At 55.0% G+C, this 22,692-nt stretch carries 25 protein-coding genes and 3 tRNA genes; 12 read left to right on the forward strand and 16 right to left on the reverse strand.

The window, feature by feature from the left end; all coding sequences use genetic code 11:
- The first annotated feature begins 245 nt into the window (after positions 1–245).
- Positions 246–689, forward strand: a complete 444-nt coding sequence (gene hpaR, locus AB8804_RS08375; RefSeq protein WP_371184983.1) for a homoprotocatechuate degradation operon regulator HpaR — start codon at positions 246–248, stop codon at positions 687–689.
- An 82-nt stretch (positions 690–771) separates the two neighbouring features.
- Positions 772–2,436, forward strand: a complete 1,665-nt coding sequence (tsr, locus tag AB8804_RS08380; protein ID WP_371184984.1) for a methyl-accepting chemotaxis protein — start codon at positions 772–774, stop codon at positions 2,434–2,436.
- A gap of 181 nt (positions 2,437–2,617) precedes the next feature.
- Here tsr and opgB read toward each other — a convergent pair whose 3' ends face one another.
- The 9 genes from opgB to AB8804_RS08425 all read right to left on the reverse strand — a co-directional run bounded on the left by opgB (position 2,618) and on the right by AB8804_RS08425 (position 10,096).
- Positions 2,618–4,909, reverse strand: coding sequence for a phosphatidylglycerol--membrane-oligosaccharide glycerophosphotransferase (opgB, locus tag AB8804_RS08385; protein WP_371184985.1), 2,292 nt, complete (start codon positions 4,907–4,909; stop codon positions 2,618–2,620).
- Positions 4,910–5,179: 270 nt separating this feature from the next.
- The gene (locus AB8804_RS08390) at positions 5,180–5,662 is read right to left on the reverse strand and encodes a DUF2501 domain-containing protein (protein WP_371185204.1); all 483 of its coding nucleotides are present in this window, start codon (positions 5,660–5,662) and stop codon (positions 5,180–5,182) included.
- A gap of 86 nt (positions 5,663–5,748) precedes the next feature.
- On the reverse strand, positions 5,749–6,486 hold the full coding sequence (gene dnaC, locus AB8804_RS08395) for a DNA replication protein DnaC (RefSeq protein ID WP_371184986.1): 738 nt from the start codon (positions 6,484–6,486) through the stop codon (positions 5,749–5,751).
- On the reverse strand, positions 6,483–7,028 hold the full coding sequence (gene dnaT / locus AB8804_RS08400) for a primosomal protein DnaT (protein WP_371184987.1): 546 nt from the start codon (positions 7,026–7,028) through the stop codon (positions 6,483–6,485). The genes dnaC and dnaT overlap by 4 nt, the downstream gene beginning before the upstream one ends.
- A 115-nt stretch (positions 7,029–7,143) precedes the next feature.
- Positions 7,144–7,572 (reverse strand): organic hydroperoxide resistance protein, encoded by a 429-nt coding sequence (locus tag AB8804_RS08405; protein WP_335245012.1) that lies wholly within the window; start codon positions 7,570–7,572, stop codon positions 7,144–7,146.
- 81 nt (positions 7,573–7,653) lie between these two features.
- Positions 7,654–8,106, reverse strand: a complete 453-nt coding sequence (locus AB8804_RS08410; protein ID WP_371184988.1) for a MarR family winged helix-turn-helix transcriptional regulator — start codon at positions 8,104–8,106, stop codon at positions 7,654–7,656.
- Between the two features lie 40 nt (positions 8,107–8,146).
- Positions 8,147–8,788, reverse strand: coding sequence for a TetR family transcriptional regulator (locus tag AB8804_RS08415; RefSeq protein ID WP_371184989.1), 642 nt, complete (start codon positions 8,786–8,788; stop codon positions 8,147–8,149).
- Positions 8,789–8,855: 67 nt separating this feature from the next.
- On the reverse strand, positions 8,856–9,329 hold the full coding sequence (locus AB8804_RS08420; RefSeq protein WP_371185206.1) for a threonine/serine exporter: 474 nt from the start codon (positions 9,327–9,329) through the stop codon (positions 8,856–8,858).
- Entirely contained in the window at positions 9,320–10,096 is a 777-nt protein-coding gene (locus AB8804_RS08425; RefSeq protein ID WP_371184990.1) for a threonine/serine exporter ThrE family protein, read from the reverse strand. The genes AB8804_RS08420 and AB8804_RS08425 overlap by 10 nt, the downstream gene beginning before the upstream one ends.
- Positions 10,097–10,484: 388 nt before the next feature.
- Between AB8804_RS08425 and AB8804_RS08430 the strand changes: the two genes are divergently transcribed.
- Positions 10,485–11,222 carry a LuxR C-terminal-related transcriptional regulator gene (locus tag AB8804_RS08430; RefSeq protein ID WP_371184991.1) on the forward strand — a complete coding sequence of 246 codons (738 nt, stop codon included), beginning with the start codon at positions 10,485–10,487 and terminating at the stop codon, positions 11,220–11,222.
- Positions 11,219–11,857: a DNA-binding transcriptional activator BglJ gene (gene bglJ / locus AB8804_RS08435; protein WP_371185208.1), complete on the forward strand. Its 639-nt coding sequence runs from the start codon at positions 11,219–11,221 to the stop codon at positions 11,855–11,857. Before AB8804_RS08430 ends, bglJ begins: the two co-directional genes overlap by 4 nt.
- A 37-nt stretch (positions 11,858–11,894) precedes the next feature.
- Here bglJ and AB8804_RS08440 read toward each other — a convergent pair whose 3' ends face one another.
- A complete protein-coding gene (locus AB8804_RS08440; RefSeq protein ID WP_371184992.1) occupies positions 11,895–12,353 on the reverse strand; it encodes a YbaK/EbsC family protein in 459 nt (152 codons plus the stop codon).
- A 328-nt stretch (positions 12,354–12,681) separates the two neighbouring features.
- Here AB8804_RS08440 and AB8804_RS08445 point away from each other — a divergent pair, with 328 nt between their 5' ends.
- Complete coding sequence (locus tag AB8804_RS08445) at positions 12,682–14,028, forward strand: PTS sugar transporter subunit IIC (protein ID WP_371184993.1); 1,347 nt, start codon at positions 12,682–12,684, stop codon at positions 14,026–14,028.
- Between the two features lie 87 nt (positions 14,029–14,115).
- Here AB8804_RS08445 and fhuF read toward each other — a convergent pair whose 3' ends face one another.
- Together fhuF and AB8804_RS08455 are read right to left on the reverse strand one after the other, a co-directional pair.
- Entirely contained in the window at positions 14,116–14,904 is a 789-nt protein-coding gene (gene fhuF, locus AB8804_RS08450; RefSeq protein WP_371184994.1) for a siderophore-iron reductase FhuF, read from the reverse strand.
- Between the two features lie 91 nt (positions 14,905–14,995).
- A complete protein-coding gene (locus AB8804_RS08455; RefSeq protein ID WP_371184995.1) occupies positions 14,996–16,060 on the reverse strand; it encodes a GGDEF domain-containing protein in 1,065 nt (354 codons plus the stop codon).
- Between the two features lie 212 nt (positions 16,061–16,272).
- Here AB8804_RS08455 and AB8804_RS08460 point away from each other — a divergent pair, with 212 nt between their 5' ends.
- Positions 16,273–16,542 carry a DUF1435 domain-containing protein gene (locus AB8804_RS08460; protein WP_371184996.1) on the forward strand — a complete coding sequence of 90 codons (270 nt, stop codon included), beginning with the start codon at positions 16,273–16,275 and terminating at the stop codon, positions 16,540–16,542.
- A 40-nt stretch (positions 16,543–16,582) separates the two neighbouring features.
- On the opposite strand, the gene AB8804_RS08465 is transcribed toward AB8804_RS08460, so the two are convergent.
- The 4 genes from AB8804_RS08465 to rsmC all read right to left on the reverse strand — a co-directional run bounded on the left by AB8804_RS08465 (position 16,583) and on the right by rsmC (position 18,103).
- Positions 16,583–16,668: transfer RNA gene (locus AB8804_RS08465), tRNA-Leu, on the reverse strand.
- 31 nt (positions 16,669–16,699) lie between these two features.
- A tRNA-Leu gene (locus AB8804_RS08470) sits at positions 16,700–16,786 on the reverse strand.
- 28 nt (positions 16,787–16,814) lie between these two features.
- Positions 16,815–16,901: transfer RNA gene (locus AB8804_RS08475), tRNA-Leu, on the reverse strand.
- Between the two features lie 173 nt (positions 16,902–17,074).
- Entirely contained in the window at positions 17,075–18,103 is a 1,029-nt protein-coding gene (rsmC, locus tag AB8804_RS08480; protein WP_371184997.1) for a 16S rRNA (guanine(1207)-N(2))-methyltransferase RsmC, read from the reverse strand.
- A gap of 102 nt (positions 18,104–18,205) precedes the next feature.
- Here rsmC and AB8804_RS08485 point away from each other — a divergent pair, with 102 nt between their 5' ends.
- The 6 genes from AB8804_RS08485 (at position 18,206) to AB8804_RS08510 (ending at position 22,626) form a co-directional block, all read left to right on the forward strand.
- Positions 18,206–18,619, forward strand: coding sequence for a DNA polymerase III subunit psi (locus AB8804_RS08485; RefSeq protein ID WP_371184998.1), 414 nt, complete (start codon positions 18,206–18,208; stop codon positions 18,617–18,619).
- Positions 18,594–19,031 carry a ribosomal protein S18-alanine N-acetyltransferase gene (rimI, locus tag AB8804_RS08490; protein WP_371185210.1) on the forward strand — a complete coding sequence of 146 codons (438 nt, stop codon included), beginning with the start codon at positions 18,594–18,596 and terminating at the stop codon, positions 19,029–19,031. The genes AB8804_RS08485 and rimI overlap by 26 nt, the downstream gene beginning before the upstream one ends.
- A 19-nt stretch (positions 19,032–19,050) precedes the next feature.
- The gene (gene yjjG / locus AB8804_RS08495) at positions 19,051–19,728 is read left to right on the forward strand and encodes a pyrimidine 5'-nucleotidase (RefSeq protein ID WP_371184999.1); all 678 of its coding nucleotides are present in this window, start codon (positions 19,051–19,053) and stop codon (positions 19,726–19,728) included.
- Positions 19,729–19,819: 91 nt separating this feature from the next.
- Positions 19,820–21,409 (forward strand): peptide chain release factor 3, encoded by a 1,590-nt coding sequence (prfC, locus tag AB8804_RS08500; protein ID WP_371185000.1) that lies wholly within the window; start codon positions 19,820–19,822, stop codon positions 21,407–21,409.
- A 311-nt stretch (positions 21,410–21,720) separates the two neighbouring features.
- Positions 21,721–22,338, forward strand: coding sequence for a molecular chaperone OsmY (gene osmY, locus AB8804_RS08505; protein ID WP_371185001.1), 618 nt, complete (start codon positions 21,721–21,723; stop codon positions 22,336–22,338).
- Between the two features lie 126 nt (positions 22,339–22,464).
- Positions 22,465–22,626: a DUF1328 domain-containing protein gene (locus AB8804_RS08510; RefSeq protein ID WP_003856556.1), complete on the forward strand. Its 162-nt coding sequence runs from the start codon at positions 22,465–22,467 to the stop codon at positions 22,624–22,626.
- Positions 22,627–22,692 lie beyond the last annotated feature (66 nt).

A 22,692-nucleotide genomic window follows, 5' to 3' on the forward strand; every position in this document is an offset into this window, starting at 1 on the left:
TCCGGGCTGTGATTTCATTAATATGTTAATGATCTGGTTTTAAGCTTTTGCTGGTTAATTCGCAATCAGAAGTGAAAATTTTGTGATAGGAATAACAATAAATTTACATAACTATTTCGATATCTATACAAAACAGTGGGTTAATTAAAATGTGTGATTTCTGTTAAACTTTTTAGCGTTAAACAGGTTGTTTATAAAACCAGCGCTTATAGATTGTTTATGTATTAATGAATTTTGGGGTGGCTATGCATGACTCTTTAACCATCGCGCTGCTGCAGGCGCGGGAAGCGGCGATGTCCTACTTTCGGCCTATCGTGAAGCGGCATAACCTGACCGAGCAGCAGTGGCGCATCGTGCGCGTGCTGGCGGAAAACCCGTCGATGGATTTTCACGACCTGGCGTTTCGCACCTGTATCCTGCGCCCGAGCCTGACGGGCATCCTCACGCGCATGGAGCGCGACGGCCTGGTGCTGCGCCTGAAGCCGGTGAACGACCAGCGTAAGCTGTACGTGTCGCTGACCAAAGCGGGCAATTCGCTGTACGAGCATGCCCAGGCGCAGGTGGAAGAGGCGTATCAGCGCATTGAGGCGGAGTTCACGCCGGAGAAGATGCAGCAGCTAACGGCGCTGCTTGAGGAGTTTATTACGCTGGGGAATCGGCAAAATTCAGCGCCGGAAGAGTTGGATTAATCATCACTTTTAGTACGATTTTCGTAAAGTTTTCTCCTGCCAGGCCGAAAATTCTGTTATCTGTCTGATGGAAAGAGAAAACATGTTAAATCGTATCAAGATTGTCACCAGCTTATTGCTGGTTTTGGCCATTTTTGGCCTGCTACAGCTGACATCCGGTGGTCTTTTCTTTAATGCACTCAAGCATGACAAAGAGAACTTCACCGTCCTGCAAACCATTCGCCAGCAGCAATCCACGCTGAACGGCAGCTGGGTGGCGCTGCTGCAAACCCGTAACACCCTCAACCGCGCGGGCATCCGCTACATGATGGATCAGAGCAATATCGGCAGCGGCGCGACCGTTTCCGATCTGATGCAGATTGCGGCGGCGTCCCTCAAGCAGGCGGAGAAAAACTGGGCGGATTACGAAGCCCTGCCGCGCGACCCGCGTCAGAGCGATGCCGCCGCGCTGGAGATTAAGCGCAACTACGATATCTACCACGGCGCGCTGGCCGAGCTGATCCAGCTGCTGGGCGCGGGCAAAATCAACGCCTTCTTCGACCAGCCGACCCAGAGCTATCAGGACGGTTTTGAGAAACAGTACGTTAGCTACCTGCAGCAGAACGACGCGCTGTACCAGAAGGCGGTAGAAGACAGCAACAGCTCCTACAGCCAGGCTATCTGGGTGCTGATTAGCGTGCTGGTTGCCGTGCTGGTGGTGATTGTCGCCGTCTGGCTGGGCATCAAGCAGGCGCTGATTTCGCCGCTGAACCGCCTGATCGACAGCATTCGCCACATCGCCAGCGGCGACCTGGTGAAGCGCATCGACGTTGACGGCAGCAACGAGATGGGCCTGCTGGCCGATTCCCTGCGCCACATGCAGGGCGAGCTGGTGCGCACCGTGGGCGACGTGCGTAACGGGGCGAACGCCATTTACAGCGGCGCGAGTGAAATCTCGATGGGCAACAACGATCTTTCTTCTCGCACCGAGCAGCAGGCCGCCTCTCTGGAAGAGACCGCTGCGAGCATGGAACAGCTGACCGCGACCGTGAAGCAGAACGCCGAGAACGCTCGTCAGGCGAGCAACCTGGCGCTGAGCGCGTCGGAAACCGCGCAGAAGGGCGGTAAGGTGGTCGACAACGTGGTGCAAACCATGCGCGACATCGCCGGTAGCTCGCAGAAAATTGCCGACATTATCAGCGTGATCGACGGCATTGCCTTCCAGACCAACATCCTGGCGCTGAACGCGGCGGTAGAAGCGGCGCGTGCGGGCGAGCAGGGCCGCGGCTTTGCGGTCGTGGCCGGTGAGGTTCGTAACCTCGCACAGCGCAGCGCCCAGGCGGCACGCGAGATCAAGAGCCTGATTGAGGATTCCGTGGGCCGCGTGGAACTGGGCTCAACGCTTGTCGAAAGCGCCGGTGAAACGATGGGCGAAATCGTGAATGCGGTAACCCGCGTGACCGACATCATGGGTGAGATTGCCTCTGCGTCCGACGAGCAGAGCCGCGGTATCGACCAGGTGGGTCTGGCGGTGGCCGAGATGGATCGCGTAACCCAGCAAAACGCCTCGCTGGTGGAGGAATCCGCCGCCGCTGCCGCCGCGCTGGAAGAGCAGGCGAGCCGCCTGACGCAGGCCGTTGCGGTGTTCCGCATTCAGCAGGAGCAGATGAAGGCGCGCGAGCTGGCCGCGGCCAAAAACGTTGTCTCTCCGGTGATCTTGCGTAAAGCGGCAACCGCCGACGCGGGCGATAACTGGGAAACGTTCTAACCCTGCGCGTTGTGCCGGGTGGCGGCGTTGCCTTACCCGGCCTACGGATCGTGGTTATTGCCGGGTGGCGGCTTCGCCTTACCCGGCCTACGGTATGATGACGTGCGGTTTTTGTAGGCCCGGTAAGCGAAGCGCCACCGGGCGGTATTACAGAGGCAGGCATATGGCGCAGCGGATCGCGTCAGCCCGTCTGGTTGACGATTTTAATTTCGACCATGCCAATCCCTAGCCTGCGCGGAGAATGACCCAAAATATTCCCCTCGTTGGTGGACTGCGGCTCCGGCGGCACGATCACCACGGTGTTGCTACGGGACGGATTGTCGAAATGGAGCGTAGTGGTGCTGACCTCATTTCCGAGCGTCAGCGTTTGCTCCGTATCACCGACGCGCACCGGGATCGGGTGGCTGGCATTGGGGCCAAACGCCTTAGCCGTAATCACCAGATCGAATTTTTCCGGCAGAGGCTGCGTATACTCAATTTTCACCTCGTCGCCCAGCTGGGCGTTGGACCAGCGTCCCCAGGATTCCGGGCGTGAGATCCCGCTAAACTGCTTCACCTCTTCCGGCGCGCCGGCGACGTTGAAGATAAAGCTGTCCGCCTTATAGCGAATGTCGTTCTCGACAATTTTCAGCATATCCACGTTGTGCTGGTAGCGGGCGGTGTCGATGACCGTATCTTTAAACGCGGTTTTACCCTTCCACTGCGGTTTATCAACGTGCTGAACGGTTTGCTCTCCTCCGAGCTGGCCCTGGGAAACGCACCAGTCGGTTGAAAGCGACAGCGGCTGCGACCAGAGCTGGCCCATCTTGTAGCATCTGTCGATCCAGACGAAATTATCGCGCGGGGCAAAATCCGCGAGCTGGAAGCGCAGCGGCGCGGAGTATTCGCTTTCCGGCAGCGGTTCGACGCGCTTGTCCGACACGCGCAGCAGCAGCGGCAGGCGGAAGTGGCTGCCGGAGAAGGCGATCATGTTTTTATCCTTATCGACCGTGAACTCCTTGATCTCTTTCGGGAAGTTCCACAGGCGGATGATGTCCGGCTTCCAGGCGAGAATTTTTTCCTTCATGTTGAGGAACACCTCCGACAGCGACTGCCCCGACAGCGTGCTGCGCCCCAGGCCAATGAAGTTATCGCCCCCGAGAATATCCAGCACGGTGGCGCCGTTATCCATCGAGTTACGTCGGGTGGCGATGACATCCTGCTGAGGCTTATCGCCGCGCAGGACGAAGAACAGGTTGCTGCGGTCAAGCTTGTTCAGCTCGTCCCAGGCGCTGTTTTTCATCGCCAGATGGTCGGAAGAGACGACGATGACCGTATTTTTAAAGTACGGCGAGGCTTTGATTTTCTCGATTAACGCCGCGATATGCTCCTGGCTGCAGGTGACGGCGCTGAACGATTTATTACTTTTACCGTTAATGTCGTAGCTTTTGCGCTGGCAGGTGCGCGAGACAAAGCCGTCCGGATGGTGCGTGTCCACGGTCAGGGCAAACAGCGAGAAGCGCTTGCCGGAGCGGGAGAGTTCCTCAAATTTCTTCCAGGTTTCGTCCAGCACCGTGTCATCGTAAAAGCCCCAGTCGTTGCGATAGGTGGGATCGGCGACCGTGGCTTTTAGCTCTTCCGAACCGTACAGATGGTCAAAGCCGTGGGATTTCAGGAACACGTCTTTTCCGGCGAAGCGCAGGTTCGCGCCCTGCATAAAGTAGTTTTCGTAACCGGAGTTCTTCAGGATATCGCCCAGACAAATATTCTGCGGGAAGAAGCTCGACATCGACGCGGAGGCGTTCCCCTCAAACGGCGCAAAGAGCGGGATGCCGCACTGGGAGGCGACCATTCCGGCGATGGTGTAATCGGTGCCGGGCAGCTGCGCGGTGTGGCTAAAGTCGAGGCCTTCGTTTTTCAGGGCACCAAGTTCGGGCGTCAGGTTGGGGAAGGCGTCGTTATTAAAATAGGTACGCTCCAGGCTCTCGCCGTAGATATAGACCAGGTTGAGCGTCGGCGCGGCAATCTTTTTCGACGGCTCTTTGTAGTAGGCGACGAAATCCGGATCGCCGTCGCGGGACTGGGATTTCACCAGTTCCGTAATCTGATGAAATGCCGGGCTGGCATCTACGGACGCCAGCGCCAGAAACAGGGCCAGCACGCTGTAGCCGAGATGATAGGGATGGTGTCGACGACGGCGCAGCACCCAGGCCAGTGAACCGAAAATTGCCACAAGCGCAACAACCAGGCCCAGACCAGGAAGTATGTACTTACCAACACCTGCGCCCGTCAGGCTGTTCGTCAGGGTATAGAGAACGGCGTCGTTGATACCGTCGCCGGTAAAGTAATCGCTGGCATAAAGCGTAATGTTTAAAACAATAAAAATGCCGAGCACGACCAGGGTGGCGATAAACCACCAGGTGTTGCGGCCAGCTTTCCACGCGTAAATGCCGATGGAAGCCATAAAAAGGACAAGGGACATTAACTCTGACAACAGCATATCCTCATGACGCCAGTTGCTTTGCTGGCTAAGCGTTTATTTTTTGGGTGATACAATGTAATCGCGATGTCGTTAAGCTGCAATTTTAGTGTCACAAAAGTGTGCTGTGGTTAGGATTTGGTTGAGAAAATCGTTTCTTTGACGGCAGTCGCATCCAGGTATGGTGACGCTGAGAGAGGGCTTAGGAGGGGAAACGCTCATTTCACGCCGGGTCGTAAGGCTAACGCAATAAACCCGGCGTGTTGTGGCAGAAAATGGGGTCGATCAGGAGATGAAGTTAACGCCCTGTTTTAATACCAGATCGCAGGCTTTGGTTTTGACCTGTTTACCCAAAGACGAGTTGCCGATGGTGCTCAGATTGAGCTGCTGGCCGTTTTGCGCGTTGAGCAGGCCCTGAATACCGTCCATATAGTTGGTATCTTGCTTCTGCTCCTGCGTGTCCAGCCCCAGCTTGCCAAGCACCTGATTTTTGACGTTTTGCGCGTCCGTTACCGACGCCAGCTTTTGCTTCGCGCAGTATTCCAGAATCCCGGCCGCGTTGTTCATGGTGCCCGCGCTCAGGCTTTGCGAGCTGTTGCCCAGCAGGCCGGTCAGTGAAGATGCGGACAGTCCGCCCTGGGTCGAACCGCTTTCCTTAGTCAGCTGATTCGCGGCGCTGGTCAGTGAATCCTGCCAGGAGGCGGCCTGCGCCGTGCCAGCAGCCAGCAGTGCGCTGAAGAGTGTGCTTAAGAGGATCTGTTTTTTCATCATGGCTTACTCAAAAGAGGTCCGTAGTGGGCCGGAAGTTGAGCCAGTATAACGCCGCGGCCCAACGCGCATTTATAGCAAAAATCCTAATACTCTTTGCCGGTGACGCGGCTGCGGTAGCTATCCCAGTCGAAGATAACGTACAGGCTGTTGCCGAGCTTCATGCGGTCCATAACGCGCTCGCCGAGCAGGCGGGTCATTTCGTCGATATTGTGGTTGGTCAGCATGCCCGTCGGGCGCTTGGAAGAGGAGCGGCGGTCAACAATCTGGTTGATGATCACTTTTTCATAGCGCGATTCGGTCTGCACGCCGATTTCGTCGATGACCAGCAGGTCCACGTTGCTCAGATCGTTGAGCAGCTGCTCCTCGCTGGTTTCACGGTTGCTGAACGTCTCTTTCATCGCGGACATGATGTCGGCGACGGTGATAATCAGCACCGACTTTCCGCGCAGCAGGAGCTCGTTGCAGATGGCCGCCGCCAGATGGTTTTTCCCGGTGCCGGGCTTGCCGCTGAAGATAAAGCTGGCGATGTTGCCGTCGAATTCGTCCACATACTGGCGCGCGGCGGCGAGGGCGTTCATCTGCCCGCTGGTCTCGACCCGGTAGTTATCAAAAGAGCAGTTCTGGTGCAGCGGGCGAATGCCCGAGCGGTTGAAGGTGCGCTGCATTTTCATGGCGCGGTTTTCGCGGGCGAGCGCCGCCGCGCGGATTTCGCCCTGTTCTTTTTGCCAGGCCAGCAGCTCTTCACCCGTGGTAAAGGCGGGCTTGACGTTGGCGGGCATCATCTTCTGCAGACGTTTCATTAGGTCGCCGACATTTTTCATTTAGCACCTCGGAATCCGTTAGGGATCTGTTTATCCGGTTCTGAAAAAGCGTTGATATCCCGCTTAGGCTGGCCATTGTTGCTGGCGCGGTTGATTTGAATGCTGCGCGCGAGCTTTTGCTGCCACTGTACATGATGGAACACTTTCCCTTCCGCCTGCCAGTACGCGACAAACGCGGCCAGCTCTTCCGGGGTGACGGGCTGTGAGAGGGCGATGCCCCACAGCGCGGCCTGGCGCTGGAAGTCTGCATCCGGCTGCCAGCCCGCATACATGGGAAACTTGCCCATGGGGACGGCCACCGGGCCGCCCGTTGGCTCATCGAAAAACTGCGTATCCAGACTCACGTCGCTCGCCGGACGAGACAGGCGCGCTTCGGTTTCCAGCAGCTGCGCCAGACGTTCCGGGGTGATTGCATAGAACGCCGGGGCGTTGTCGGCAAATACCGCGAGCGTGCCTTTTTCGGCATGCGTCAGCATACCGCGCGGATCGCGCAGAAAGGCATCAATGCCAGCGATGCTGGAAGTCAGGATTCTGGAGGACATAACACTTTCTCAACTGGGTTACTACGGGCGTGATTGGGGCTTATGGTAGCACAGAGAGGGGAAGGGAAGGAGGGGGATGATATCCTCTCCGGGAAGGAGAGGATAGCGGACGCGATTACGCAATAATGTTCAGCGTCACGTCGATGTTGCCGCGCGTGGCGTTGGAGTAAGGGCACACGATGTGGGCCGCATCGACCAGTTTTTTTGCTTCAGCCGGATCCATGCCTTCGACGTGGATGTTCAGTTTGGCTTCAATGCCAAAACCGGTTGGCAGCGGCCCGATGCCCACTTCACCTTCGATAAACGCCTCTTTAGGCAGGCTGAACTTATCGCGGGCCGCAACGAACTTCATCGCGCCCAGGAAGCAGGCGGAGTAGCCCGCAGCGAACAGCTGTTCCGGGTTGGTTACCTCACCGCCCATGCCGCCCATCTCTTTTGGCACGCCCAGCTTAACGTCCAGTACGCCATCGGAAGAGGTTGCGCGACCGTCGCGGCCACCGGTTGCTTTTGCTTTGGCGGTGTAGACAACTTTTTCTAAAGACATGGCAGGTTCCTCATTTTATAAAGTTCGCTATTAAATAGCGTGCGATTTAGTTGGGTAAATAAAGACGCGTAAAGTATAGCCCTACGCGCGCTGAAGCTGTTGCCGCAGGTGTTCAAGCTGCTGCTTGAGCGCCAGCAGAGTGTCGGTATCACACTGCGCTGCGCAGCCCACGGCGTGCGGAATACCGGCGGCCTGCTGCTGCAGCTCACGTCCCGCTTCACTCAGCGTGACGGCGACCTGACGCTCGTCCTGTCGGGAGCGCTGGCGGCCGATCAGCCCGGCGCTTTCCAGGCGCTTGAGCAGCGGCGTCAGCGTGGCGGAATCCAGGAACAGCCGTTCGCCGATGTCCGAGACCGTCACGTCATCCTGCTCCCACAGCACCAGCATGACCAGATACTGCGGGTAGGTCAGTTTGAGCGGCGCCAGCAGGCGACGGTACAGCTTGTTAAGCGCCAGGTTTGCCGAGTAAAGGGCAAAACAGAGCTGGTTATCCAGCATTAGCGCTTCGGCAGAATTGTTCGTTTTCGCGTTCATGGGATGAATATAGGTAGTGCGCGATTTAATTGCAAGCAATTTATGGGCAGGTGTAGCGGAGGGCAACCTGAACCGCCATTTTACGGTAGTGCTGCCGCTGGGCCTGTTCGTCTGCGCCCTCTTCAAACAGCAGGGTAAAGGTGTAGCTGTTGGCGACATAGTGGAAGCTGAAGCTGCTGATCAGCCGGTGAAGATCGCGGGCGTCAACCGTGTGGTTGAAGAGCTGCTTCTCTTTGCCGCGAACCAGAATATCTTCCAGTAGCTCCAGCGCGCTGCGGTTAACCTGACGCAGATAGGCGGACTGCTTCATAAAGCGGCCGCGCTGCATGTTCTCCATGCAGATGATGCGGATGTAGTCCGGATGGTCGGCATGATAGTCAAAGGTGGCTTCAACGAGATGCACCAGCGCTTCAACGGGCGGCATGCCGGCCAGGCTGAGCCGCGTCTCGCTGGCGCGGATCTGAGTGTAAACATGCTCAAGCACCAGAAGGTACAGGTTTTCTTTGTTCTTGAAGTGATACACCACCATGCGTTTGGTCGTGCCCGCTTTTTCGGCGATTTGTTCCATGCGCGCGCCGTTTAGCCCGTACTCGGCAAAGAGGACGATGGCGCTCTGAAAAATCTTGTCCTTCAGGCTGGCGCTTTCATTCATTTCGAGATGTTCACTGTCAGGGGGAGCCACATCCTTTCCTTTTCATCACCAAACGGAGTGCAGGGATTATTACCATGGCCGCGTGAGAACACAAATCTCAAACGCGAGGGCGCTTACGATACAGCCACAGGCCGGGGATCGAAAGGCCAATGGACAGCGCGCCGACGATGGATGACGCCTTAAGGAAGTTGCTGAGCAACAGAATCATCTGCGGTTCGCTGTAGCCAAAGTGGCTGATTTTTACTGCTGAAATCATCGCCGTGTAGGCTGAAATGCCCGGGAACATGGGAATGACCGCGGCGACGGTAAAGACTTTAGGGTGCGCCAGATACCAGCGCGACCACTGAATGCCGATGCTTCCCACCAGCATCGACGCCATAAAGGTTGACCATTCAATATTAAAACCCGCCGTCATCATCACCATGCGCGAGCCGTGGCCAATGGCTCCCAGTAGCGCACACCAGGGCAGCGCGCGCTGCGGCACGTTGAACACCATGGCGAAACCGACGGCGGGAATGGCGGCGAGCAGCATGTCCTGAACCAGTGCGAGTAAAAATTCCATCACGCCCATCCGCGTAGCCCCCACAGCGTCATCGCCATCACCACGCCGATGCAGGTCGCCAGCGTGAGCAGGCTGGCGATGGCCCAGCGCGCCAGGCCGGTATTGATGTGTCCTTTGAACATATCGGCAACGGCATTAATCAAGGGAAAGCCCGGCACCAGCAGCAGCACGCTGGCGGCCATGGCGATAGTGGGCGTGTTGACGAACGTGGGCACGCGCAGCAGCAGGCCGGAAACCGTTGTGGCGACGAAGGCGGTAATGCAGAAGTTGATTTGAGGGTGCATGCGCCTTTGCGTCAGAAGCTGGCGGACATACATCGCAATGCTGCTGGCAAAGAACGTAATCACCGCGCCGTCCCACCCGCCGCCGTTGAGCTTGCAAAAACAGGCGCACGACAGGCCAACCATGAGAACGACCAGCCAGCGCGGGTAGCGTAACGGCTTGATTTGGTTGAAACGTTTCTCAACCCCCTGAAGGTCGAGCAGCTTATGTTCAGCCAGAATGACGATGTGCTGAACTTCCGTGACCACGTGCATATTGATGCCGCGATCGTGGTTCTTGCGGGTAGAGGTCAGGCATTGCCCGTCTTTGATGGTGGTGAGCACAATGGCGTTTGACGAGATGGCGCTCTCCACGCTGTCCATGCCAAGCGCCAGCCCAAGGCGCGTGGACAGCTCCTCGACCAGCGCGCTCTCTGCGCCGTGCTGGAGTAAAAATAGCCCGCACTGAATGCATAGCCTCGTTACTGAGCGTTGCCGCGACCGATCTTCCAGCATGTATTTCCCTGACGATAAGAAAGTTGGCAGCCTTGCGGCCCGGATTGCTTACTTTTAGCACAGAGTGTGGGGCCTTTTACTCTGGGTCAGATCAAGAATTGTGCAAACTGTGATGAGGCATAGCGCCAGTGTAGATACGCTTTATATGTAATATGAATGCTTAAACTAAAAATATAATAACAATATATTAAGTTATTCTAAATTTAATTTTTCATTCTTCTAATGCCAGTTTAATTAAATTTAATTGTTATTTGTGCGATATTAGCCCTGATTTGGGCGAATTTTAATTTATTAATTTTGCCTATTTTTTTTCGCTCATGGATGAAAATATCATACTTTGATGAGTGTGAAGGTTATTGCATAAACGATACAAGGACATGGAGGGCCTATGTTGCCATTGAATGGTAAACACGGAGTTGTAATCAGTAAGGTTCCCGTTATGCAAAGCGGGCTAGGCGGCGTTATGACGCATAATTTTCCTGAATATGAATTGACCTATTGTCGTTCATTACAGGAGTTGACGCTGCTGCAATTACGCCGTGCGTCGGTGATTGTCGCCGATATTTCGGGAGATTATCGGAATCCCCGGGGAACGCTTGAGCATTATTACACTTTACTTAATCAGTACAGAGATATTCACTGGATATTTTTAGTTTCTCGCCCACTTTACCCGCTCGCAGTGGAGCTGCTCATGCGTCCTGAAAGCACGTTGCTTTCAGATATGGAGCCCATTGAAGGCGTAGTAAATGCGATCCGGGCCGGCAGCGAACGCGCGGAACGGATCAGCCAAACATTATTAATGCCGGAAAATTCTGCCTCAGAAGAGGAGCAAGAGTGCTTTGTCGCGCTTACGCACTCTGAACGCAAAGTATTGCGTCTGCTAGGGAAAGGATGGGGCATAAACCAAATCGCTACCCTGCTGAAAAAGAGCAATAAAACCATCAGTGCTCAGAAAAACAGCGCGATGCGTCGGTTATCCCTACGAAGCAATGCCGATATGTACGCCTGGATTAGCAGTACACAAGGAATGCGAGAGCTGAATTTAATGTCGGCCTATGGAGAGTTTGAGGAATGGAAGAAACCACAGCAGCAAGACATATCGCCGTCATTGAAAATTGCGCAATGAGTGCTGTTGGGCTAGAGCATTTTTTTGCTCTTTCCCCGCTCGACAGTTATCAGGTTCATGTATTTAGCCGGTTTGAGGAATTTAAGAGCGCGTTGTTCCACACGCCTTTTTTCTCAGTGGTGTATTCACTGTCTGATGCACGTGAAGAGCGACGTAACTGCCTCGCCTATTTGCGCGACCTTGCATTCTCGCATAGCCATATACAGCGGATTATACTGGCGTCAGATGAGATGGAAGCGAGGCTTATCAGCCACCTGTCACCTTCCCGGCTGCACGGTATTATCAGTAAATCGGTGGCGCTTGACCAACTTTTGGAAGGGCTGGTGACTTTACTCAGCGAGACGCGCCGAGTAAATGACAACATGATTAACCACTGGTACGTCAGCCAGAACCGGATGTTGAGCCCAACTGAGCGAGCAATATTGCGCTATATGTCATGCGGCTATTCGATCCCCGAAATAGCGGTACAGCTTGGACGCAATGTTAAGACCATTCGGGCGCATAAATTCAATGCAATGGTGAAGCTTGGGGTCAACTCTGATGTGGGGCTGCTGGATGCCGCTGATATTCTTACGCATCTTCCCGTCAGGGAGCCTCATCGCTCGTTATTAAACGTTCCGATATTTTCCGCATAGTCACTTACACGCGCCAGATCGTCACTGGCGCGGTCATTTAACTGCACACGTCCACCCATTTTGCTGACGTCAGCTCCACCATTCTTTCCGGGGAAATACGCACGGCGCTATGAACGGCACCTGCTGCGGGCAGGACTTCTGGATACTGTTTTAACGAAACATCACAGTAAACCGAAAGCGGCGTTTCCAGCCCAAACGGGCACACGCCGCCGACGGGATGCCCGGTAATCGTGACGACCTCATCGCTGCTCAGCATGCGGGCTTTCGCACCAAAGGTCTCCTTTAGCTTTTTGTTATCCAGGCGCGCGTCGCCTTTCGCTACCACCAGAATCACGTCATTCTTAACCTTCAGCGAAAGCGTTTTGGCTATCTGGCCCGGCTCGACGCAATGTGCGGCTGCGGCCAGGGCAACGGTCGCAGTACTTTGGTTGAGCTCAATCACTTCTATATCCGGCGCGTGCTCGGCAAAGAACTGCTGTACTGACTGCAAACTCATTGTTTCCTCCTGACAAATACCCTGCGTAATCTGTCACAGGAAATTATGCTCTGTAAATATCTCTTCCGTAACAAATATCTCACATCGCTGATTTCTGGATCGCCTTCACATTCACGGAAACCGGTTACAGTAACCGGTTGCAGTACGTGATGCAGAGATTAATACTGAGAACGTAACGTCCCCTGTATCCAATAATAAGAGCCAATTATGAAACCATTCCGTTTAAGCAGTACCGCTGGTGTACGAACCAGTCAGGTTGTGAAGCTGATTGATGGCACAACGCGTGGCGTGGATGCGCCCGACATGAACGTCTGACAGGAGAGCCGCTATGTCTGCCAACCATGCTGCGTTTAATCTGATCTTCCGTTTTGTTGAGAATTACGTAAGTCCGATTGCCGGGCGGATCTCCTCCCAGCGTCACGTTATGGCGATTCGTGACGGCTTTATTTCCGCCATGCCGTTTATGATTGTCGGATCGTTTTTACTGGTATTTGCCTACCCGCCGTTTTCGCCTGACACCACGTGGGGCTTTGCCCGCGCGTGGCTGGAAATGGCAAAGCAGTTTGAAGGCCAAATTCTTACGCCGTTTGATATGACGATGGGCATCATGTCTATCTATATCTGTGCCGCGATTGCGTACAACCTGGGCAAACACTACGTTAAGACCCACCAGCTCGATCCGTTTATGTGCGCCATGCTGTCGCTGATGGCATTTCTGCTGGTGGCCGCGCCGAAAACCAAAGGAAGCATGCCTGTCGACAGCCTCGGTGGGACCGGCATCTTCACCGCGATTCTGGTGGCGGTTTACTGCGTAGAAATGATGCGTTTCCTGAAGGCGCACAACATTGGTATTCGCCTGCCTGACCAGGTGCCGCCGATGATCAAAAACTCCTTCGATCTGCTCATCCCGGTGCTGGTGGTCGTGCTGACGCTTTATCCGCTGAGCTTATTGATTCAGTCGCAGTTCGGCATGCTGATCCCGCAGGCGATCATGTCCATCTTTAAGCCGCTGGTTTCTGCTGCGGACTCTCTGCCTGCGATCCTGCTGGCGGTGCTGATTGGACACCTGCTGTGGTTTGCGGGCATTCACGGTGCCGCGATTGTCTCCGGCATGCTGCAGATGTTTTGGTTAACCAACCTGGGCGCAAACCAGACCGCGCTTGCGTCCAGCCTGCCGCTGCCGCATATCTTTATGGAGGCGTTCTGGACATTCTTCATTGTTATCGGTGGGTCCGGGGCGACCATGGGGCTAGTGATCTGCTATCTGCGCAGCCGCTCCGCCCATCTGCGCTCGATCGGCCGGTTAAGCGTGGTGCCAAGCTTCTTTAACATCAATGAGCCCGTCATCTTTGGCACGCCGATTGTGATGAACCCGGTGTTTTTCATACCGTTCCTGCTGGCGCCGATGGTCAACGCCGTGCTGGCGTGGTCAGCCATGAAGTTCGATTTGATTGGGCGCGTGATTTCCGTTGTTCCGTGGACGGCGCCAGCGCCGGTCGGGGCGGCCTGGGCGTTAGGCTGGGACTTCCGCGCCGCTATTCTGGTTATCGTGCTGGCCTGCGTTTCGGCAATCATCTACTTCCCGTTCTTTAAGGTGTATGAGAAGCAGCTGCTGGAGCAGGAAGCGGAAGAAGCGCAGCGTAATGCGGAAGAGGACAATCAGCAGATGGCCTAGGTAAAAGCAAAACGGCAATCTCGGTTGCCGTTTTTGATGTTTGTCCCCTCTCCCGGTAGGCGAAGCGCCACCGGGCAATTCACAGCACTACTTCAGCGTACAGTCTCCGCACTGCTGCACGTCCGGCAGGCGATAGCGCTGGCAGCAGGTCCGGCGCACCAGCAGCCCGTCGCGCGGTACCACGGTGCGGAAAAGCGGGTTATCGCTGCCGTCAGCCAGCTGCCTGGTAAAGAAGCAGGACTGGCGAAGGGCCTCCACCAGCTCCTCGCCGAGCAGCGGCTTCATTTCGGTTAAATACCAGTGAATCAGATAGCCGGTATTGCTCCAGATGAGTTTCCCATTGATCTCTCCGGTCTCCTCCAGCGCAGCCACGACGGGGATAAGCGCCTGCGTAACGAGCTTCTCCATGCGCGCCTGGGCGGTCAGGTGCCCTGCACTTCGGTCTTCGTTAACATCGATCCAGAAACAGGCGGCCCGGCCGGTTTCATGAAACTCAACGTGAAGATATTCCGGGGAGAGATCGATCATGGTGTCCTGCGTCAGCAAAGCCACCATCAGGGGAGGAACCATCAGCCCGATATACCACTGCGCCCAAAGGGAGAGCAGCGGTTTATTTTCCCGCTGCAGGGTCGGCTGGTTACGGTAGATATGGTCGGAATAGGCCGCCAGCAGCGACTGACGTTCTGAAGGGCGTTTCCACTGCGCCAGCGTCATCGCGTGGTGCGGATGCGCTTCGTCCAGCTTGATGAAATCCAGCAGGTGGGCGCGAGTATCAGCAATCTTATCCCGAATGGCGTCCGCAAGCGTCACGCTCCCCGAGGTGAGCGGAGCTCGCCAGAGGATGGGGTCAATAGCTTGCGCGGTACGAGTTGCCATAGTTGAGATAGAAATCTAAATGATAATGATTGCCAATCCTAGCTATAGATAATACCGATCGCAAGCGTTTTGTCTGCGCAGGACCGTGTTTTCAGGCCGTCTGCAAATCGTCGCTCAGAAGGATGCTGTTGCGCCCCATATGCTTCGCTTCGTACAGCGCTTTATCCGCTTTCTCCAGCGCGCTTTCAATGTCCTCATCTTCAAAAATGGCAATGCCAATGCTGATGGTGACGTTGGTGGCAACGCTGAGGTTAAACATATGCGGGATTTTAAGATCGTAAACTTTCTGGCGGATATTCTCCGCCGTCTGGCGGGCGTGCTCCAGCGAGATATTGGTCAGCAGCACCATGAACTCCTCGCCGCCAAAACGTGCGACGATATCGCGTGAGCGCACCGCATCGCGGATCGCCGCCGAGACGCGGATAAGCGCCTGATCGCCCATCATATGGCCGTAGTGGTCGTTATAGGCCTTGAAGTGATCGATATCCAGCAGCAGCACAAAGTTCTCGCCGCCGTCGGGCGTCGGGAGATTTTGCAGCCGACTTTGCAGCCCCCGGCGGTTATACAGCCCGGTGAGCGGATCCATCATGCTGAGGTCGGTTAGCGTTTCCCGCTCCTCCAACAGCCGCGAGAGCAGGTCCTGAGCAAAGCTGTCGTTGCGTCTTTGCAGCACGTGATGGATGCCAATCGCCACCATGGGCAGGGCAAAGAAATAGGCCATGCGCAGCCAGTGTTCATGATTGCTCAGCCACAGGCAGGCGATAAAAGAGGGCAATGAATGCAGCGTAAATGCTTTGATATTGCTCGCAAAAGCCAGAGAGCCGATGAACAGCACGGTTAACAGCACCAGAATTAAATAGGTCTCCTGGTCGTGAGTAATGAGTGAAAATTTAGAAACGATTTGCAGCGCCCACAGGCAGCCAAAGATCGTTGAAATAACGGGAATATTTATTTTGCGTGTACGGTGTTTCCAGTGCCAGAAGAGCAGCCCGCAGCTCATGATAATAATGGTGATAAGCGGCACCGAGAGCAGGCGAACGGAATACAGCGGGTTAGTTATTGAAAATAATGCAGACGCCGCGTTTAAGAACAGAAACAAACGTAAAGATAATTGATATTTGCTATTGACCAAAGACCGCCAGGAATGTGATGTCATAGTTGTGCGTTTTATTTATATTCAATTAAAACAATTAAGTAGGTGTTGTTGCAAAATTAAATGTTCGAATCAGATGATGGGTAATTATCAGAAAATCTTTATAAGACGTTAACGGATGTGCAATTTATCACCTTATAGATTCACTGTCATTATGGGAAAAGGGAAAGCCGTATAATTCTGCTCGGCGGGTGACAAATGATAATCTCTATCATATGATATTGGTTATCATTATCAGTGTGAGAGAGAAAATCATGTTGAGCAGAGCGCTGGGATCTGGTTGGGGAGTGTTACTGCCTGGGGCGGTCGTTGGCGGCCTGATGTTTGCCGATCTTTCCATTGACGTATGGAAGGCGCTTATCGTGTCGGGACTGCTGGTGACGTCTGGGATGATTTGGCATAAGCAGCTGCGGCACTATGTTCTTTTGCCGTCTTGCGTTGCTCTGGTCAGCGGCATGCTGGTGATACTAATGAGTTTGAAATGAAGAAAAAACGAGAGGTACAGCAGAGGGAACGTAAGATAATTGGTGCGAGGGGGGGGACTCGAACCCCCACATCCTAAGGACACTAACACCTGAAGCTAGCGCGTCTACCAATTCCGCCACCTTCGCACAGTCATCTTACTTTTTGATATTGCCTCGTTGGTGCGAGGGGGGGGACTTGAACCCCCACGTCCGTAAGGACACTAACACCTGAAGCTAGCGCGTCTACCAATTCCGCCACCTTCGCCCAGTGCGAGCAATATCTACGTGATTTATGGTGCGAGGGGGGGGACTTGAACCCCCACGTCCTAAAGGACACTAACACCTGAAGCTAGCGCGTCTACCAATTCCGCCACCTTCGCATACCATCGACACTGTAAAAGTATCGTAACCACGGAGGCGCATTCTAGATGTTTTCAGCTTTACGTCAATAGAAAAATACGCGCGCTGTTTTGATTGCTGCAAAAATGGGCGAAAGAGGCGGCGGGTATTACCGGCTGGCGCGAGCGCCAGTCCGGCTTACGGGCGGGATAAATTACTTTTTAGCCTGGCGCGTCATCACGGTGCGGTAAACCTTAAACCGGCCGGTCTGGGCAATCACTTCGTGGAAGCCGAAGGTTTCATCCAGCACTTTCGGATACGCCAGGAAGGCGTTCGCGACGATGCGCAGCTCACCGCCGCTGTTGAGATGACGTACCGCGCCGCGGATCAGCGTTTGCGCAGCCTCAAGGCTGGTTTCCATTCCGTCATGGAACGGCGGGTTGGAAATGATCATGTCAAAGCGGCCGCTGACGTCAGAGAAGACGTTGCTGGCAACCACTTCACCTTCAATGCCGTTGGCGGCAAGCGTTGCGCGGCTCGCCTCTACCGCCGGTGCGCTGACGTCACACAGCGTCAGGCGTACTTTCGGCGAATGGCTGGCAAGCACCGTTGCCAGCACGCCCGCGCCGCAGCCCACGTCCAGTACTTTGCCTTTCGTGTGCGGCGTCAGGGTAGACAGCAGAAGCTTGCTGCCGACATCAAGATAGTCGCGGCTGAACACGCCCGGCAGGGTCTTGATGGTCAAATCGTCAAGCTGATACTCGCCCCAGAATTTCTCTGCGTCGAACGCAGGCTGCTTTTCCAGGCGACCGTGATACAGGCCGCAGCGGCGGGCGCTGTCGACTTTATTCAGCGGCGCATACTCTTCGAGCATCTGTTCTGCGCTACGCACGCCGCTGCGGTTTTCACCGACGACGAAAATATCGCAGCCGACCGGCAGCAGGGAGAGCAGGTTCATCAGCTGGAACTGGGCTTCCGGCTTGTTCTTCGGCCAGTAGTAGATCAGCGTATCGCAATCGGCGATATCGCTCTGCTCTGCCACCAGGCTGAAGCGCGCGCGCTCGCCCATCTGGCGGCTCAGCACCTGCCAGTGGTGGTAATACTGGGTGTGGGCACGGCTTTCAGCACAGTCGAAACGCGCAGGCAGGTCATCCTGCATATCTCCGGCAAACAGAATACGGCTTTGTTCGAAATCATCACTGTGACGCAGCAAGACTTCACTTGCCGGGGTAAATGCAGACATGAATTGTTCCTCAATAAACTCAGGCGGGGATTATAGTAGGTAGATGGCGCAGTTTCGACACATTTGCTATATTTGCGCGCCTGAGAGACAGGAGTTTTCGCTATGACATCCCGACGAGACTGGCAGTTGCAGCAGCTGGGCATTACCCAGTGGGCCTTGCGTCGCCCGACGGCGCTGCAGGGCGAAATCGCGATCGCGATACCTGCACACGTGCGTCTGGTGATGGTGGCGAATGAACCGCCCGCCCTGAGCGAAACCGTGATCGGTGATGTGCTTCGTAGCCTGAAGCTCACGCCGGATCAGGTTTTGCAGCTCACGCCCGACCGCGTGGCGATGCTGCCGCCGGAAAGCCGCTGTAACAGCTGGCGCATGGGCGACGTGGGCGATATTTCTCTGGAAGGGAGCCAGATCTGCTCGCCAGCGCTGGAAGAACTTAAGGCCAACCCAAAAGCGCGCAGCGCGCTGTGGCAACAAATTTGCGATGACGAACATGATTTCTTCCCTCACGACGCCTGATCTCGCGCAAGCGTTCGCGATTGAAACCCGCGCCCACGCGTTTCCCTGGAGCGAGAAGACCTTTGCCAGCAATCAGGGCGAGCGTTATCTGAACTACCGTCTGGACGTTGACGGCACGATGGCGGCCTTCGCCATCACGCAGGTCGTCCTGGACGAAGCGACGCTGTTTAACATTGCGGTTGATCCCGCGTTTCAGCGTCGGGGGCTCGGAAGAGCGCTGCTGGAGAACCTCATTCGCGAGCTTGAAACCCGTGACGTTTTCACCCTGTGGCTGGAAGTGCGCGCGTCGAACGTCGCCGCCATCGCGCTCTACGAAAGCTTAGGCTTTAACGAGGCGACAATCCGCCGTAACTACTACCCCACCGCAGAGGGACGTGAAGACGCCATTATTATGGCTCTGCCGATTGGATAACAAAAATAAGGTTGTAACGATGAAATGGGACTGGATTTTCTTTGATGCCGACGAAACGCTGTTTACGTTTGACTCGTTCGGCGGCCTACAGCGGATGTTTCTCGATTATAGCGTGACCTTCACCGCGGAAGATTTTCAGGACTATCAGGCGGTGAATAAGCCGCTGTGGGTGGACTACCAGAACGGTGCCATCAGCGCGTTACAGCTACAGCATCAGCGTTTTGACGTGTGGGCCGAGCGGCTCAACGTCAACCCGGGTTTGCTGAACGAGGCGTTTCTGAACGCGATGGCCGATATCTGCGCGCCATTGCCGGGTGCCGTTTCCCTGCTGGACTCGCTCAAAGGTAAAGTGAAGCTGGGGATCATCACCAACGGCTTCACCGCCCTGCAGCAGATCCGCCTTGAGCGTACCGGCCTGCGCGATCACTTCGACGCGCTGGTGATCTCGGAAGAGGTCGGCGTGCCAAAGCCGGATCCGCGTATTTTTGACTATGCGCTTGAGCAGGCGGGCAACCCCGACCGCGCGCGCGTACTGATGGTCGGCGATACTGCCGAATCCGATATTCTTGGCGGCATGAACTCAGGCCTGTCGACCGTCTGGCTCAACGCGCACGGTCGCGTGCAGCCGGAAGGCATCCAGCCGACCTGGACCGTCACGTCATTGAACGAACTGGAGCAGCTCCTGTGTAAACAATGATTGCCTGCCCCCCGTTGATGGGTAAAATAGCCGCAATTTTGTATTCCATGATGCGTGGCGTGCTGCCGCGCTTATAAAAGAAGATTTAATTATGACGTTGTCTCCTTATCTGCAAGAGGTGGCCAAGCGCCGCACTTTTGCCATTATCTCGCACCCGGATGCCGGTAAAACGACCATCACCGAAAAGGTGCTGCTGTTCGGACAGGCCATCCAGACCGCCGGTACCGTTAAGGGCCGCGGCTCCAGCCAGCATGCAAAATCCGACTGGATGGAGATGGAAAAGCAGCGTGGTATTTCGATCACCACCTCCGTGATGCAGTTCCCGTATCACGACTGCCTGGTGAACCTGCTGGACACCCCGGGCCACGAGGACTTCTCTGAAGATACCTACCGTACCCTGACGGCGGTAGACTGCTGTCTGATGGTGATCGACGCCGCAAAAGGCGTAGAAGATCGTACCCGCAAGCTGATGGAAGTCACCCGCCTGCGCGATACGCCGATCCTCACCTTCATGAACAAACTTGACCGCGACATCCGCGATCCGATGGAGCTGATGGATGAAGTCGAAAACGAGCTGAAAATCGCCTGCGCGCCAATCACCTGGCCGATTGGCTGCGGCAAGCTGTTCAAGGGCGTTTACCATCTCTATAAAGACGAAACCTATCTGTATCAGACCGGTAAAGGCCACACCATTCAGGAAGTGCGCATCGTCAAAGGTCTGGACAACCCGGAGCTGGACGCGGCGGTAGGTGAAGATCTGGCGGCGCAGCTGCGCGACGAGCTGGAGCTGGTGAAAGGTGCGTCTCACGAGTTCGACAAAGAGCTGTTCCTGGCGGGCGAAATCACGCCGGTATTCTTCGGGACCGCGCTGGGTAACTTTGGCGTTGACCATATGCTGGACGGCCTGGTGGAGTGGGCGCCGAAGCCTATGCCGCGTAAAACCGACACCCGCGAAGTCGAAGCGCAGGAAGAGAAGTTCACCGGCTTCGTGTTCAAGATTCAGGCCAACATGGATCCGAAACACCGCGACCGCGTGGCCTTTATGCGCGTGGTTTCCGGTAAATACGAGAAAGGCATGAAGCTGCGTCAGGTGCGTATCGGTAAAGACGTGGTGATCTCCGACGCGCTGACCTTTATGGCGGGCGATCGTTCTCACGTTGAAGAAGCGTATCCGGGCGATATCATCGGTCTGCACAACCACGGCACCATTCAGATTGGCGATACCTTTACCCAGGGCGAAATGATGAAGTTCACCGGCATCCCGAACTTCGCACCGGAGCTGTTCCGCCGCATTCGCCTGCGCGATCCGCTGAAGCAGAAACAGCTGCTGAAAGGGCTGGTTCAGCTTTCGGAAGAGGGCGCGGTACAGGTGTTCCGCCCGATTGCCAACAACGACCTGATCGTTGGCGCGGTCGGCGTGCTGCAGTTTGACGTGGTGGTTGCGCGCCTCAAGAGCGAATATAACGTTGAGGCGATTTACGAATCGGTCAACGTGGCGACGGCGCGCTGGGTTGAGTGCGCTGACGTGAAGAAATTCGAAGAGTTTAAGCGCAAGAACGAGATTCAGCTGGCGCTGGACGGCGGCGATAACCTGACGTATATCGCCCCAACCATGGTCAACCTGAACCTGACGCAGGAACGCTACCCTGACGTTCAGTTCCGCAAAACCCGCGAACACTAATCCCCTTCAGAGCACGGCAGCCGCCGTGCTCTTCTTTTATTCCTGTCTTATTAACCCCTTGCGGAATGTTCTTAATTCATCGCTTTTTATTATCGATTGCACGTTTTTTCCGCAATTCTGAAAGCGGCTCCGGAAATGTGATCTATATTTAACTCAGTGTTTAACACCGGGCGTGGATGAATTAACTGTTCAATGCATGACTTTGGGTTCTCCATTTTGCCCGCGTGTTTATTCGCAAAATATAAATCTAGTATACGAGTGATAAAGGACGTTTGACGCCCGAATAACGGGATAAACACAGGAATACATCGATGAATATGACAAGACTGAAGATTTCTAAAACTCTGCTGGCTGTAACGTTAGGTAGCGCCCTGGTAAGCGGCTCCGTTCTGGCGGAAACCACCACCACGGATAAAGCGCACTCCACGACGAATAGCGCAGGGGAAAAAATCGATAGCTCTATGAATAAAGTCGGTAATTTTATGGACGACAGTTCCATCACAGCAAAAGTTAAAGCTGCCCTGGTGGACGATGAAGCCATCAAGAGCACCGACATTTCAGTAAAAACAGACAAGAAAGTGGTCACCCTGAGCGGCTTCGTTGAAAGCCAGACCCAGGCTGAGCAGGCCGTGAAAGTGGCCAAAGGCGTTGAAGGCGTAGCATCCGTCAGCGATAAGCTGCACGTTCGCGACGCGAAAGACTCCTCCGTGAAAGGTTATGCCGGGGATGCGGCTACCACCAGCGAAATCAAAGCTAAACTATTAGCAGATGACGTCGTGCCGTCTCGCAAGGTGAAAGTTGAAACCACCGATGGTGTTGTTCAGCTTTCCGGTACGGTGGATTCACAGGCACAGGTTGAACGTGCTGAAACCATCGCCAAAGCCGTTGATGGCGTGAAAAGCGTCAAAAACGATCTGAAAGCGAAGTAATCGACATAATTCGCCCTAAGGCCGAAACCTGCGGGCGAAATAAGAACGACATTTGAATACTGAGCCGGTGAGTTGCTGAGCACTCACGTATAGCGGCCGACATTAACTATGGTAAAGGAGAGGCTTATGTTTCGTTGGGGCATTATATTTCTGGTTATCGCGTTAATTGCCGCCGCATTGGGCTTTGGTGGACTGGCGGGTACAGCGGCATGGGCAGCTAAAATTGTCTTCGTTGTCGGTATCATCCTGTTCCTGGTCAGCCTGTTTACGGGCCGACGCCGTCCGTAGCAACACGCTAAGTGAAAGAAACGCTTCAAAGCCAGTCCCTGCGACTGGCTTTTTCTTGTTTGAGTA

It is taken from the genome of Enterobacter sp. KBR-315C3_2022, from assembly GCF_041399425.1.
Lineage (GTDB): Bacteria > Pseudomonadota > Gammaproteobacteria > Enterobacterales > Enterobacteriaceae > Enterobacter.